This is a genomic window from Halalkalicoccus paucihalophilus, from assembly GCF_001593955.1.
GTDB classification, from domain to species: domain Archaea; phylum Halobacteriota; class Halobacteria; order Halobacteriales; family Halalkalicoccaceae; genus Halalkalicoccus; species Halalkalicoccus paucihalophilus.
In genome coordinates this window covers 1-13956 of sequence record NZ_LTAZ01000013.1, presented here as the reverse complement: position 1 = coordinate 13956, position 13956 = coordinate 1, and the positions used below count along the sequence as shown (strand labels likewise).

Genomic DNA, 13956 nt, shown 5'->3' with positions numbered 1-13956 from the left:
GGTCAGGTACCTACGAGTAGTTCACGGGCAGTCGAGCTAAGAAGCCGTGTCAGTGCTCCGTATCCCGCATACAGTACAAGCGCTTCCGCGAGGATGAAACCGACCGTAGTAGCAGCCAGTCCGAACGCACCGAATACTATAGCGACCAGCAGGACGCTCAGCGGGACCACCAGTATTATCGGGACGTCTCGGGCCGTCGATAACCGCCACCGAACTGGCTCGGATTGGTTGTTTCGATTACTCATAAGATACCCCCTCCGTCAGTCTGAGCGTTTCCAGACGGTGTAATGTTCTGATTGAGGCTGAACAGGTTCGTCGGGTCGTACTCGTCCTTTAGCGCGACCAATCGCTCGTACGTCGGCCCGAACGTAACCCGCATCATGTCATCGCCCCCCTCAAGGAATCCCGGGAAGTTCAGGTACACCGACCCGTCCGAGAACTGGCGCATGTCCTCAAGACAGTCACGCACCCACCCGATGTTCGCATCGTCGTTCTCCGAGCGCTCCCAGTTCGCTTCGACACCGAGCAGGAACGGAGCGTGTCGTCCCCCGAACGCACTCTCCTCAACGCCCATACGTTCAATCGCGCCTCCCAACTGCCAGACATCGACCGTCGAAAGCGGTGATGGCGCCACACCGGACCAGTAGATGATTCGATCGATAGCGGACTCCGACAGCCCGTCGAGATACAGCGACTTCCAGTAGTAGCGCATTCCGTCGGGGTAGTCCCCGTCGAAGAGCTGCTGAAACTCTACGTACGGCATCGGGCTGCTAAAGTCAGCGATCGGATCGTTGATCTCCCGCAGGGGTGCGAATGCACGCTCACCGTCCTCGACTGACCCAGCGTGACAACCCGCGATTGCGATCTTGAGTTCATCCACCACGTCTACTCCGAAGAGGTCCTCGTCGGGAATCACACCTGATAAAGTGAGCAGGCTGACTTCCGGGGGTGCATCCGCGACGTACTCTTGATAGGCTTCTAAGAATTCATCCATTCGGTCTCCCGGATAGAACACGAGACAGGTTGCTACCTCGGGTCCGACCGGGTATAGGTCGAACTCGAAACCGGTGACCACTCCGAAATTTCCGCCGCCACCGCGAAGGCCCCAGAAGAGATCCTCGTGCTCGTCGGTGCTGGCCGTCAAATAGTCGCCGTCTGCTGTGACCAAATCGACGGATGCGAGGTTGTCGCAGGTCAAGCCATACTTGCAGCGGAGATGACCAATACCACCACTGAGCGTGAGGCCTGCGATGCCCGTCTTAGAGACGGCCCCGCCCGGCGTTGCAAGACCGAAGACCTGGGTCTCGTGATCGACGTCGGCCCATGTGGCACCGGCCTGTACCCACGCTATCCGTTCGTCGGGATCAACCCACACACCCCTCATTTCGGAGAGATCAATCACGAGCCCATCGTTGCAGACAGCAGTCCCGGCGACATTGTGGCCACCGCCACGTACCGCTAATAGGAGGTCGTGTTCACGGGCGAAGTTCACCGCGCTAATGATGTCACCGACGCCACGGCACCGGGCAATCAGGGCTGGATACTTGTCGATCATCCCATTCCACACGGTGCGGGCGTCGTTGTAGTCAGTGTCGTCGGGACGAATCAAGTCGCCATGGAATCCGGCTTCGAACTGTTCGATCTGGTCGGTGGGGATAGCGTATTGTGCCATACACTAGTGGAGGACAGCACAGGTGTTGGCCTCATTCATCGAGTAGAGCTTGACGTCAAGAGTACCGTTTCAGACTGTGAGATGAATTTCAGAGAGTGTACGAGATAGAGTTACTATGTATGCCAACTATTGTCTAGTGGGGAAGTCCCATGGATTCCGACCAGTACGCCCGATCGGAGGACGATGGCCATCCATCGCCTGGCTCACCGATCTTCGAGGCGATCTTGGAAAACGAACGGAACCGCCGTTATCTCGGTGAGCGCCTAGACGCCGTAGACGATCGCATCGACACGGACCTACTCAGCGACATTGTCCGACACGGTCCGGTCCTCGAAGCGCTTTTGAAAGAACCGCTCGATCGCCGGGAGATCGAAGAACGACTCGCTGTCTCGCGGGCGACAAGTCACCGCTATACGCAGTGGCTCAACGAGCAGGAGTTCGCTAAGAAAGCTGATGGCCGATTTGAGTTGACTTGGCGTGGCGAGGTCATTGCAGAAGAGGTCCTCCGGTTTGAGGCGAACGTGCGGACCGCACATAGACTAACCCCACTTCTTAATGCGGTCTGTGACGACCACCGGGAATTCGTTGTTGAACCGTTTGTGGACGCGACGATTACCGTCGCCGAATCCAATGATCCCTACAGGCCCGTCGAGCGGTTCATCGAACTTGTCAACAAGTCGGAGACGTTCCGGGGATTTAATACGACACACATGGCTCCGTTAGTCCTCGGCGAGTTTCACCAGCGAGTGTTCGACGACACCGACAGCGAAATTATCTATCTCCCTCATATCATGGAGAAACTCTTCGAGACATATCCTGAACGAGCGCGAGAAGCGATTGATCGCGGGGACTTGGCCCTCCGAACGCGTGATGAACTGCCGTACGGTCTTGCTATCTTCGATGACCGCGTCGGCATCGGCGGCTACGATGAGACCACTGGCTTCATGCAGGTGTTTGTCGACACGGATGCACCAATTGGCTATGAATGGGCTGAGCGTGTCTACGCATCAATCAGAGCAGATTCGGAACCACTGGATGAGCCGGTGGATCTGCTCTGATAGTAGTAATCTCGTGGCACACTGAGACTACCCTTCAATGCACAGTTGAGTTTTTCAGTTGGAATCTCGCCTTTTGAGGACGGAATGATGTCAAAAAAATTAATCATCACAGTTGTCTAGTCTTCGCCCTTATCGTGCCTGTCACGCAAGTAGGAGAGTCAATACTTGCGGGCAGAGACGTCATCAAAACGCTCGAAGCGCTCAGTAGTGCGCGTCACGATTGGCCAGCCCGTGTACAGCGTGAATAGCTACTCGCTGATTTCGATTCAAGTACCGTCTTTCAACCGCGTGCCTCGCTCAGTCACGCGGGGTCCCACAGGCTGACTGAGCTAATTTCTCGGCTCGAAATGTCGCTATCAAAAAATATCGATAGAGACAACCTGCTAGAGGCAGTCTATCAGATCGATTGCTTCAATGAAGGAACTTGAATACAGTGGGGTCTGCCGAGATATTATTGAACAGGTTGGCGATGTGACCGCTGAAGAAGAAGTTGTCATTCTCACGGATCCCCTCATGGTCGATATCGCTCGTCCACTCGCCGCCACATCCCGAAGTATCGGAGCAACAACAACGATACTTATCAAACCACGACTCGAGGCACACAATGTTGAACCGCCTTCTGCTGTTGCTGGTGCTTTGCACAACGCAGATATCGTGTTCGATGTTGGGACGCACGATATTGCACACACAAAGGCTCGTCGAGCGGCAGCCGATGCTGGGACCCGATTTGTCCTAATGCGTGGAGTTACGGAAGACGTGCTAATTGATCAGATGGATACTGATTACGAGGACCTTCAGAAGGTGACCCGATCGGTAGCGGCGATCCAGACGGCTGCCAATTCGGCGCGGATTACAAGTAAACTTGGGACAGATTTGACTGTCGATCTCACTGGGCGAAATGGGTTTCCAATCGATGATGGATTTGATGAGGGGCTTGTGGTTTTGCCGGCCGGTAAGTCCGCAATTACGCCCGTCGAAGGGAGCGCTAAGGGAACAGTGGTAGTAGATTACTCGATCGATAGTATCGGCCGTCTCACTGATCCAGTCAAACTGACGATTGCAGATGGACAAGTAAAAACTATCTCAGGAGGGGCACAAGCGGAGAAACTCCGCGAACTCATTGTCCACAACGGCGAGTGCGCGCGAAATATCGCGGAGGCACCGTCCATCGGAACGAATCCGGATGTTAGCCTGACTGGTAACCAATCCACTGATAAGAAAAAGATGGGGACGATGCATATTGCGATTGGGGATAATGTAACTCTCGGCGGATCGGTTGCGTGTGATATCCATCTCGATATGACTCTCTTGAATGCGACCGTCACATTTGATGACGTCACCGTTCTTGATACTGGAGGGTTTCAACGGCAGACAGTGATGGACTATGCTGGCACGTTATGAGGGATCTGCTCACTACCCTAATCGCCGTTTAACGGGTCCATCGTCAATGAGAGTCGTGAGGAATTCGTAATTGAGGGACCAACCGGAATTAACAAAATATTACATGTGTCACTTTTTATTTGAAGAATACTCGACAGTTTTTGGTACGGAGAACAGCGTATAGAGAGTTCTGGTTGACACAGTAATACTCGAACTGAATCTGCCTTTGGTATCGAGTCAACCGAAGTGTGGTATACCGTAGTGCTACAATTAGTCGATTGTTTTTAAACCTAGATAGAATCACATTTCACATGGATACACTCCGACTAACTGTACCGATGTTCCGGTACCGGCTTTAGAACGGCCCGAATGGACGACTAACGACTACTTAGCACTGTCACGGGTCTGACTCTCTTAGAAACCCCAATAATTGGATGGGTTGATGGGAAATAGCTGTTCCGTAGAGATTCAAATTGTGTAGTATCCACTCTATGGGGTAGTTCGTTCCTCAAGCGCGAGGTTTACACCAAACCCAATGAGAACACTGCCACTTGCGGTACGAAGTAGTGTTTGGACGAGCTCGCGTTCGGAAATCACTCGCCGTGCTCGCGCTGAGAAGACTGCAAGCAACGCTTGATAGGCGAACCCAAGACTGGCAAATAACACGCCGAGAGTGAATATCTGCAAGGTAACGTTACTCCCCGACTGAACGAATTGTGGGAGGAATGCGAGGAAGAATACTGCTACTTTCGGGTTTAAGACGTTAATGAGGAGCGCACTTTGGAATGACTCCGTTGGCGTATAGCTGGTACTCTCTGTCGATATTTCAAACTCGTCCGACTTTCTGAACGTCTGAATGCCAAGATAGACGAGATATGCTGCACCGACGACTTTGACGACAGTGAACGCCAACGCCGACGTTCGCAGAATCGCTGAGAGTCCGAGTACAGCTCCCGTTGTGTGAACGATACTCCCGGCTGATGACCCCAGTGCGGCCATCACACCAGCAGATTGACCATCACTGACACTTCGGGTCAACGTGTAGATGCTGTCTGGGCCAGGTGAGACAATAAGGGCAATTGCAATTGGAACGAACGCAAGGAGTACACTAACGTCTAGCATACACCAGTGCCAACGCGGAGTAGTATAAATCTACGTGACACTATAGACTACCCTCTACAAACGCTCAAAACCGCTTCTGTGTCCAATGACCTGTGTTAAATATGCGTTCTGTGTGTGATGATTGGTACCAACTTCCGTTCCCAGCCAGAATGAGTGAAGCACCTGCGTCAAGGTAGGACGGATATCATCAGGACAGCGTATATGTAACTGAAGTCATCACCACGGCCCGATCGTTTTTGAAGTCGTCAGTCCAGAAATTCCCTCCTAGTTACAGCTCCGAGCAAGAAGTGATTTCGTCGGTGTTGCCTTTGCAAACATCTCACACCACGATGTGAGTAGTCAGGCAGTACCCCGAACAGCGGTCGACCTAGTCATAGACAGTTTCGAGGGGGTGTTCGATCGGCCCATTTCACATGCTCGATCTCGATGCGTTTGGCCGCATCATCACTCGCTGCTTGGATCTCTTCGACCGCCACGGAGTAGGGGTCATCGAAATCGCGCTGGCCACGTTCGACGGTATGGAGCTCGATGCTCACTTTGCGAAGATCAATGATGAACAGCATTCACCTAAATTGCGAGGCGGAGGCCCCTTCCTCAACGGAGTGAGTGGAGCGAACGGAGTAGGAAGGGGAGAAGCCGACAACACCGCAACGGACCACGTTCTCAAGCAGGACTACTCCCGGATGTTTAAGTAACACTACCATATTATGTGAAACGCCGTGGAATACCGTCGTACCGCCGTCATCAAGCTCGACGTGCCTCAAGACGCCGATGCGTCCCTCCGCGAGACTGTCGAGCAATTCAAACACTGTGCGAACACCACGAGCGAATGGTGTTGGCATGGTGACGACGGATACCACGTTACCTCGAAGGCCAAAGCCGAGCGTGCCTTGTACGATCAACTGCGGGACGAAACCGACCTTACCGCGAATCTCGTTCAGAAAGGAGTCCGCCGCGCGGTCGAAGCTATCAAGAGCGGTGTGGCACGACTGAAGCGCGGTGAACGTACGTCACAACCCTACTTCTCTGCCGATAGCGCGGTCTACGACAAACGCAGTGCGACGTTCCACCGCGACCACGTCTCGCTTTCGACCGTCAACGGACGGGTCGAGTGTGACTATATCCTTCCCGACAACCCCGACCGCCATCCACGGACGTACCTCGAAGATGAGGACTACGAATTCCGCATGGCGACCCTACAGCGTCGGGACGGTGAGTGGTTCCTTCATGCCTCAATGCGGAAGGTCGAAGCCGACGATCCCGAACCCGACACTGAGCACAGAACAGTCCTCGGTGTGGACCTCGGAGTGAACAATATAGCTGTTACGTCAACCGGCACATTTTGGTCCGCTGATGAGTTCAACCACTGGCGTCGGGAGTACGAGAAGCGCCGTGGTTCGCTCCAACAGCACGGAACGCGAGCCGCACACGAATCCATCGAAGACGTCGCTCGCAAGGAGTACGGACGCTTCGAAATCTACTTGCACGGCGCAGCGAACGAACTGCTCGAAGAAGCCGTCGAGCACGGGTGTTCGCATATCGTCTTCGAGGACCTAACGCACATCCGCGAGAACATCCCACAGGCGACGTGGCAACATGTCTGGGCGTTCCGGCGGCTGTTCCACTACGTCGAGTACAAGGCGGCTGAACACGGCGTCGAAGCCGTACAAGTCCCGCCGAACCACACGTCCCAACGCTGTTCGACGTGTGGCTGTACTCATGAGGATAACCGCGACGGCGAGCACTTCGAGTGCTTAAAGTGCGGGTATCAGAACCACGCGGATTACAACGCGGTCGTCGGATGATATCCGACGGGCAGCAACGTCGTATTGCGACGTTGCGACGGCGAAGAATATCGGCTTTCGGTATCTCCGACGGCGGCAAAATGCAGCCGACGGAGGCGCACCTGTAGACGTGCGCTTGAATCGCGGGACGCTGAACGTGAGTGGGGAGTACGTCCCCCCCTGCTACTACGGACGGTGGCATAGAACGGGAGTCCACGCGAAAGCCCTACCCTACTTCGCTCGGTCTGACGACCTCGCTCGTTGAGGGTAGGGTAGTTTACGCCTCGATTAAGTGGATCCTCACCGCCAGGAATGCGGGCGGATGTGTTGCCGTCGTCTTTGGTGAATTTCTCGAGGTGGTCAGTCTCGATCGCAAGAGTGTCGATCTCGTCCTTGGATTCGGCGAGCGGAATACACCCCGCTCATTTGCGACCGATGACTGTGAGAACGATGCCGACTACTACGTCCTAATCGATGCTGTGCTCTCGGAGTACGTCTGCGAACAGCACCTTGAGCAGATTGTCGAGCGAGCGCAGGCCTGAGCCCACTTCCTGTCGATCACCATGACGTGCACGGCTTAATTTATTTATATAATAATATTGTGGTAATCGAATGTATACATGATTAGTTATATTTACTATTACTGAGACAATCCACCTCGGATACCCGTCCCCTCGGAGATCGCGAGTTTGGACGGTTTTGCGGTCGTTGTTTATTGTGTCCCGACCGGCAGCCCTAAGCAGAAGAGGATCGACTAATATGTCTGCCATTACAATTATCGAACCTGTAACTATTAGGCTATAATACTATTGATGATAGGATGGAAGACCGAAATAGTATACCTGAGTTAACGAGTTTCCAGCGGGACCTGCTCTATGTAATCGCCGGCCTGAGCGAACCGTATGGGGTTGCAGTCAAAGACGAACTTGAAGCGTATTATGACAAACAGATCCATGCTGGACGACTATATCCAGGCCTTGATACGCTCGTTAATAAACGATTAGTGCAAAAAGACGAGGTTGATGGACGAACGAATGCGTATAATCTGACCGATCGTGGTCGGCGCGAACTCACAGCTCGCCGTGAATGGATGGATCAGTATCTCGGTGAGATTGCCGGAGAATGAACTGAAAGCGCCTAATTACTCCTCCAAGTTGGTGTGAGTGGACTTGGATGTTGTGAGGAGACGTAGCAAGGACTCCCAGTATCCCAGCAAGTTCCTCGCGGACAATTCGGAGGACAAGAACTCAGATAAGAAGCAGGCACTCCTCGATCAGACCTCGTTTACGCAGATCTTCAATATGGGACGAATCAAACGCGAGGTGATCCGCGAGTTCGTTCTGAACGATGCTCTCGTCGTACGATCAAGACGGACCTCACGCCCGCTCTCGACGAGGTTGGGTTCACCGAATGTGTGGTCAACGTCACGGACAACGACAAACCCGGCTGGCATCGCGTACAGGTCGAAGCCTCGTCCTTTGAGGACTACGTTCTCAACTACGATCCCGACGAGGACGGCGACTTTGACGCCTACATGAGTCGCTACTTGCACGGAAGCGTGCTCGCGCCGGTTGAGGAACAGTTCCATGGGGACGACGACCAATCCAGCGAGATTGAGGATAGGATTGACGAGAACGTCGCTTCGCCACTGGCCGAGATGTACGCGAACGCGGAAGCCAACGACTAACGAACCCACCGTTCTAACGGGGCGGCCATCTCAAGCGCGGCGGTGTAACACGTATCTCGAGCGAGCACTCGTCCGGAGCCGTCTCCATAAGCCCCCTCTAACAATACTGATATGACGGTATAGAGGAGATGGGACACCCTCGGCATATTCCATCCGCCAGTGAGTTGTTGGTGACTCATGGGGTGTCCTGCTATGATTCGTTGTAACTCTCCCGCTACTCGGCCCTCCATTATCCGGCGGGCGGTTCTCTCGTGAGGTGTGGTATGACCAGTGTCCCGAGCAAGGGTTCCGGTAGTCAGCTACGTACCAGTGGTTAGTCCACACTCATTGATCGTACCTGGAGGACCGAGAGATACAGAGAAATGATCAATAGATTGATCAGTAATATATCGGATATTATCTGTCTCAATAGTGCGGTAGTACAACAAATCACTCTTCTATGACGGTGAGTCGGTGACCGATTCGGAATCGGATGATTCCAGATAAATTTCAAGAATACCGTTCGTCAACTACCCCACCCTACACGCCTTCGGCGTGTTGAGGGTGGGGATTGTCCGTGAACTCGGCCTCGAATCCATTGGGGTAGGCGGTAAATCCGCCCTTCGGCTTCAGCGTTCCAGACTTGAGGGCGAGCTGACTGTCGCCCGTCCGCCGAGACGACTGTTGGCCTCAACGGACATACCGCATACCGATGTTCTTCGCCGTCGCAACGTCGCAATACGACGTTGCTGCCCGTCGGATATCATCCGACGACCGCGTTGTAGTCCGCGTTCGCTTCCGATCCGCACTTCACGCACCGGAAGTCGTTGCGCGACGGACGATTCTCGTCTGCCGTGAATCCACACTCGGAACACCGCTTCGACGTATACGCCGACCCGACTTGCTTCACCGAGATACCGACCGATTCGGCTTTGTACTCGACGTATTCGTAGAGTGTTCGGAACACCCACTTGTGACCCCACGACGCACCGGTTCGGTCGCGGATGTGGGTTAGGTTCTCGAACGCGATTACGTCACAGTCGTATCGGAGTGCTTCGTCTATCAGCGCGTTCGACGCTCGGTGAAGCACGTCGCGGACGTAGCGAAGTTCCCGACCACTCGACTGTTCGAGCGTCCGGTGAGCGCTTCGTGTTCCGGTCTGTTGCAACCCGGCGCGTACCTTCTCGAACTCGCGGAGGTCGTGGATTAGCTCCCGCCCGCTGAAGAAGTAGGCGGTACTGGTGACGGCGAGGTTTTCGATACCGAGGTCAACCCCGAGGACCGTTCCGTCCTCGGCGGTGTTCCGTTCGGTGTCGTTCTTGTGCCGGCGGAAGCCGATATGCAAGAAGAACTCGCCGTCTCGGACGGTGAGCGTACTTTCCGTGACGCTCCATTCGTCCGAGTCGAGGTACTGTCGCTGATAGCCATCGTCGGCGTCGGGAAGGTCGAGCGGACACCGGACCCGGCTCTCTGTTGTGGAGAGGGACACGGTGTCGTCATCGAACACCGTCATCGTCCGCGTATCGTACTTCACGGTCGGCGCGGTGAACGTTGGCTTGCTGACCTTCTTGCCCTTCGACCGGCGTTCGATACAGCCGGTGATGGCTTGTGCGGCTTGGTGGGTGGCGAGAATCGCGTGCTGACTACCGAGGTCGGTGTCTTCGCGCACAGAATCGTAGGCGAGGGGTTGCACGTCACCTAAAGCAATCTCTAGCGGTCGTGTAGTTCGATGAATGTCACGAATAACGTCTTATCTGCAACCGTCGTTTCGGGACATATGGGATGGGCTAAGTCGTTTTTCGATCCGCCAATTCGAGCGTGGGCCGGATGGTGGCTGTTCGCAGGGCTGCTGACCGCTGTTCTGCTCGTTATCTTGTCTCCGTACCTAGGATGGGCCACCTTTGGGATTTTCCTCTATTACGTTGCCCGTCCCATTACTAGACAGGTACGTCAACAGGGTGTGTCGTCGACCAGTGCGGCGGCGCTCACAGTGGGTCTATTCATTGTTCCACTCGTCGCCCTCTTACTGGCGCTCACGGCGTACGTGGTCTGGCAAGTCGCTACATTGGAACCAACGGACATCGAAAGCGTTCTCGAGGTCCTCTTTCCTGATATTGATCTCGAGGAACTACCGGCCTCTCCAGACGCGATCTACGCGCTCACAGACGGTTTTCGCACAGGTCCAACCGTCGAATCAGCGCTGCTCTGGCTCAGTGGCTTCATCGGCACGTTCGTGAGCCAGCTCTACAATGCACTTCTCACCATACTGTTCGTTTTCTTTCTCTTACGCGACGAGCAATCGATCAAGGACTGGGTTAACGAAAATATCCTTGAGGGGCGCCCGAATCTGATCGAGTACATCCAGACGGTCGATCAAGGGTTGAAGTCGATTTATTTCGGCTATACACTGACCCTGCTGGCGATTACGGTATTCGCTGCGATAATCTACCACACGCTCAACCTCATCGCACCATCCGGGCTCGCGATCCCACATCCAATGTTGCTAGCGATTGCGACGGGACTGACATCGGTGATTCCACTGGTGGGGCGAAACCTTCTCTACGGAGCCGTCATCGTATACCTCTCCGCTCTCGCTTTTCGCTCTGATCCGACGCTCCTCTGGTTCCCCGGCCTGTTCTTCCTCGTTATGAACCTCGCTTTCGACAACATCATCCGAATTTACGTTCGTCCTTCTCTGTCAGGACGGCTATTCCCCATTGGGCTCGTCATGTTCGCCTACCTCCTTGGCCCACCTATCTTCGGCTGGTACGGCATTTTTCTCGGGCCATTCGTGATGGTGGTTGTTGTTCAGTTCCTCCGCTATCGCTTACCGTTTCTCTTGCATCCCAACAGCTGATCAGTCACATGAATAAAACAAGTACTCACTCAACTTCGAGGGTTCCTGTACGGTCTCCGTTGTCTTCACTATTCTTGACTGGTACGCTGTTGATCTGGACTTTGAGTCCACCTAATGGACCACACTATACTCTTCACAGGGAGAGTTCTAAGCGAGACAACGTCTGCTCAGATGGGTCAGACAGACGTCTAGAAGTTTAGCCGCTGGACAAACTGTCGAATCGTGTCCTGTTTGTAGTAGCCGATTGCTGAAAGAACAATCACGACCCCGAGAAGTAGTAGTGCGCTACTCAATTGACCGCTGGCCAATTCACCGCCGGCGTACACAGTGAGAACATACGCTGGTAGACGACCGATAGTAATCAGTATAAGGAACGTTCGGAGCGACATCGTCGTGAGCCCACAAAGAAAACAGACCGCATCATCGGGAAGACCGGGAATGAGGACAAACACGAGTAGGCCTGGGATACCGACTCGGTCTACGAATCCATCAAAGCGCGTCATCAAGTCTTCGTGGAGAATCTCTTCAACAAACGAGCGCCCATAGCGCTTTGCAAGGCTGAACGCAATCGCACTACCAAGAAGGACACCGAGAAGACTATAGATAGTCCCAGCAACGGCTCCAAAGAGATACCCTGAGACGAGAGCAAGAGCCTGCCCGGGTATAGGAGCCACGACGACTTGTGTGGCTTGGATAACAATGAAGACGAGAGGGGCGAGGGGACCGAACTGGGAGATCCATATACGAAGTTCATCAGCATTGAAAATAAATGGCAAATACCGTTGAATAGAGAGATATAATATACCGAGAACAATTATTGCTATAATCGAAAACAGAATCCCCCGGAGTCGATGCTTCTTTGAAGAAAACACTTTCATTCGTAGTAAAGAACGAGCGGAACAGGCTTTAGTGTTCGTTCTTTCTTTCTTTCAGTCCTCATTGAACAGATCATGTTCGCTCTATTTTCATCCATCTGATTATCCGTCTCTGTCCTTGGCTAGGAGGGCGAAGGCATGCCTAGAATATCTGGTTCATATAGTGATATAAAGCGTCTGATCCTCGAGCAGCGAGAAGAGTACCACGAACTACAGCGCTACGTCGAGGACGAACTCAGTTACCGAGAAGCGGGACTCGGGACCCGCGTCAATGGTGGTAGTTCGGAAAAAGAGAAGATTAATCTTAAGTGACTAATTTGGGGGACACGCTCGTGTTAGCAGGATCATAGTCCCGACAGTTCCGCTCGATTGAGGATCCGCCCGACAGTCGATTAGGGGATGTCGGCGAAGCGTACGCGGTCGACCATTGCTCTCGCTCTTCTCGATTCACTCAGGGGATTCTCTATCAGATCTTTTCATTGTATATATACAGAACTAATTCGATATATTTATATATTTTTGAGTGACAAAGCAAGATGATGTGGCTAAAATCACTAATCAGTGATATTATCGCAGTCATCATGCTTTTTCTTATATTAGTCTCTGTAGGAGTAATTGGGCTTATTATAATTGGGCCTAGTGCGTAAGCGGTATTATTAATGAATTAAGGTATATTCGAGTTGACGGAGCTATCTAGGTAGATGTCGATAGCGTCATATTCGAACTCTCGGGTTTGCCGTTCACAAACGAGATCACGGCCGAGCTGGCTGGCCTGCAGCTAACGGATGACTCTCCTCTGCTCTGGATACGTTGCCATCAACCTCTACTAAGAATTTAAGTGAACGGCTATTCACCTATAAATTTCTTATACTAGTGGTCCGGAACACGGCCATATGAACCCCGAGACGGAGACTGGGAGATATGCTGGATCTTCTATTTCGCTCTCTATTCCAACTCGCGACCTAGATCTATTCAAACACAAAGAACCAGCGATGTGATACTATCAAAGACAATGTCAAATAATAGAGATAAATCAATTATTTTCGATAATTGTGAAATCTGTGTAGCAACTAAGTCAGATCTCTGCAACTCGTTGGTAGTCATCGTCGAGAGCGTTCGCGTCTTCAGGCAATAGTGCAACGACGATATAAGAGGCATATTCCTCGAGATACTCGACTAACTGTGCGATACGCTCGGAATCGATCGCTTCCAACGAATCAAGCAGGATAAACGGCATTTCCTCGTGTACGTCGTGGACGAGATAGCCTGCCAACGCTAATACTAAGCCGGTGACCTCCCGTTCGCTCTCGCTGAGGTGATCGATCGTATCCTCGTAGGTTGTGCCATCATCCGTTTGGCGCGTTACGTGCAGCTCGAAGGTCGCGTCTCCTCTTCCGTCCGGATTCCGGTACTCAAGCCAAATCCGCGCGAGATTTCCATAGTCCAGCAGGTCGACGACGGTTTCCATATGCGTATTGAACGCCTCGATCGCTTCACGCTCGATCCGTTCGATGCGCGTCCGAAGCTCTTCGAGCTCCGCGT

Annotated in this window: 11 protein-coding genes and 3 pseudogenes; 8 read left to right on the top strand and 6 right to left on the bottom strand. The window is 53.1% G+C overall.

The genetic code is table 11. The features are described 5' to 3' along the window. Positions 1 to 2: 2 nt before the first annotated feature. Both HAPAU_RS23305 and HAPAU_RS15570 read right to left on the bottom strand, forming a co-directional pair. A complete protein-coding gene (locus HAPAU_RS23305) occupies positions 3 to 245 on the bottom strand; it encodes a DUF7512 family protein (RefSeq protein WP_066384699.1) in 243 nt (80 codons plus the stop codon). Further along, the gene (locus HAPAU_RS15570) at positions 242 to 1672 is read right to left on the bottom strand and encodes an FAD-binding oxidoreductase (RefSeq protein WP_066384697.1); all 1431 of its coding nucleotides are present in this window, start codon (positions 1670 to 1672) and stop codon (positions 242 to 244) included. The genes HAPAU_RS23305 and HAPAU_RS15570 overlap by 4 nt, the downstream gene beginning before the upstream one ends. A gap of 149 nt (positions 1673 to 1821) precedes the next feature. On the opposite strand from HAPAU_RS15570, the gene HAPAU_RS15565 reads away from it, so the two are divergent. Next, the gene (locus tag HAPAU_RS15565; protein WP_066384696.1) at positions 1822 to 2730 is read left to right on the top strand and encodes a helix-turn-helix transcriptional regulator; all 909 of its coding nucleotides are present in this window, start codon (positions 1822 to 1824) and stop codon (positions 2728 to 2730) included. A gap of 414 nt (positions 2731 to 3144) precedes the next feature. Next, positions 3145 to 4131, top strand: a complete 987-nt coding sequence (locus HAPAU_RS15560) for an aminopeptidase (protein WP_066384694.1) — start codon at positions 3145 to 3147, stop codon at positions 4129 to 4131. A 468-nt stretch (positions 4132 to 4599) separates the two neighbouring features. Here the strand turns inward: HAPAU_RS15560 and HAPAU_RS15555 are convergent, their stop codons facing one another. Continuing rightward, on the bottom strand, positions 4600 to 5232 hold the full coding sequence (locus tag HAPAU_RS15555) for a LysE family translocator (RefSeq protein WP_066384692.1): 633 nt from the start codon (positions 5230 to 5232) through the stop codon (positions 4600 to 4602). 413 nt (positions 5233 to 5645) lie between these two features. On the opposite strand from HAPAU_RS15555, the gene HAPAU_RS15550 reads away from it, so the two are divergent. From HAPAU_RS15550 to HAPAU_RS15535, 5 genes and pseudogenes are all read left to right on the top strand, one after another. Then, a complete protein-coding gene (locus tag HAPAU_RS15550; protein ID WP_066384689.1) occupies positions 5646 to 5927 on the top strand; it encodes a hypothetical protein in 282 nt (93 codons plus the stop codon). A 24-nt stretch (positions 5928 to 5951) separates the two neighbouring features. After that, positions 5952 to 7281 (top strand): annotated as a pseudogene (locus HAPAU_RS15545) (RNA-guided endonuclease InsQ/TnpB family protein). 91 nt (positions 7282 to 7372) lie between these two features. Then, the gene (locus HAPAU_RS15540; protein WP_066384687.1) at positions 7373 to 7558 is read left to right on the top strand and encodes a hypothetical protein; all 186 of its coding nucleotides are present in this window, start codon (positions 7373 to 7375) and stop codon (positions 7556 to 7558) included. Between the two features lie 278 nt (positions 7559 to 7836). Beyond that, positions 7837 to 8142, top strand: coding sequence for a helix-turn-helix transcriptional regulator (locus HAPAU_RS20080; protein ID WP_394327298.1), 306 nt, complete (start codon positions 7837 to 7839; stop codon positions 8140 to 8142). 288 nt (positions 8143 to 8430) lie between these two features. Further along, positions 8431 to 8703, top strand: coding sequence for a hypothetical protein (locus HAPAU_RS15535; RefSeq protein ID WP_066384686.1), 273 nt, complete (start codon positions 8431 to 8433; stop codon positions 8701 to 8703). Positions 8704 to 9222: 519 nt separating this feature from the next. Here HAPAU_RS15535 and HAPAU_RS15530 read toward each other — a convergent pair. Beyond that, positions 9223 to 10426, bottom strand: a pseudogene (locus HAPAU_RS15530) (RNA-guided endonuclease InsQ/TnpB family protein). Positions 10427 to 10459: 33 nt separating this feature from the next. Here HAPAU_RS15530 and HAPAU_RS15525 point away from each other — a divergent pair. Further along, positions 10460 to 11539 carry an AI-2E family transporter gene (locus tag HAPAU_RS15525; RefSeq protein ID WP_066384684.1) on the top strand — a complete coding sequence of 360 codons (1080 nt, stop codon included), beginning with the start codon at positions 10460 to 10462 and terminating at the stop codon, positions 11537 to 11539. Between the two features lie 188 nt (positions 11540 to 11727). On the opposite strand, the gene HAPAU_RS15520 is transcribed toward HAPAU_RS15525, so the two are convergent. Together HAPAU_RS15520 and HAPAU_RS15515 are read right to left on the bottom strand one after the other, a co-directional pair. Beyond that, on the bottom strand, positions 11728 to 12417 hold the full coding sequence (locus HAPAU_RS15520) for a TVP38/TMEM64 family protein (RefSeq protein WP_066384677.1): 690 nt from the start codon (positions 12415 to 12417) through the stop codon (positions 11728 to 11730). A 1072-nt stretch (positions 12418 to 13489) separates the two neighbouring features. Further along, a pseudogene (locus tag HAPAU_RS15515) lies at positions 13490 to 13956 on the bottom strand (archaea-specific SMC-related protein); the annotation flags it as partial.

Bases quoted from the DNA above. Each gene is read 5' to 3' on its own strand.
- HAPAU_RS15570 (WP_066384697.1), bottom strand. From the start codon at position 1,672: ATGGCACAATACGCTATCCCCACCGACCAGATCGAACAGTTCGAAGCC.
- HAPAU_RS15550 (WP_066384689.1), top strand. From the start codon at position 5,646: ATGCTCGATCTCGATGCGTTTGGCCGCATCATCACTCGCTGCTTGGAT.
- HAPAU_RS15565 (WP_066384696.1), top strand. From the start codon at position 1,822: ATGGATTCCGACCAGTACGCCCGATCGGAGGACGATGGCCATCCATCG.
- HAPAU_RS15555 (WP_066384692.1), bottom strand. From the start codon at position 5,232: ATGCTAGACGTTAGTGTACTCCTTGCGTTCGTTCCAATTGCAATTGCC.
- HAPAU_RS23305 (WP_066384699.1), bottom strand. From the start codon at position 245: ATGAGTAATCGAAACAACCAATCCGAGCCAGTTCGGTGGCGGTTATCG.
- HAPAU_RS20080 (WP_394327298.1), top strand. From the start codon at position 7,837: ATGGAAGACCGAAATAGTATACCTGAGTTAACGAGTTTCCAGCGGGAC.
- HAPAU_RS15560 (WP_066384694.1), top strand. From the start codon at position 3,145: ATGAAGGAACTTGAATACAGTGGGGTCTGCCGAGATATTATTGAACAG.
- HAPAU_RS15525 (WP_066384684.1), top strand. From the start codon at position 10,460: ATGGGATGGGCTAAGTCGTTTTTCGATCCGCCAATTCGAGCGTGGGCC.
- HAPAU_RS15520 (WP_066384677.1), bottom strand. From the start codon at position 12,417: ATGAAAGTGTTTTCTTCAAAGAAGCATCGACTCCGGGGGATTCTGTTT.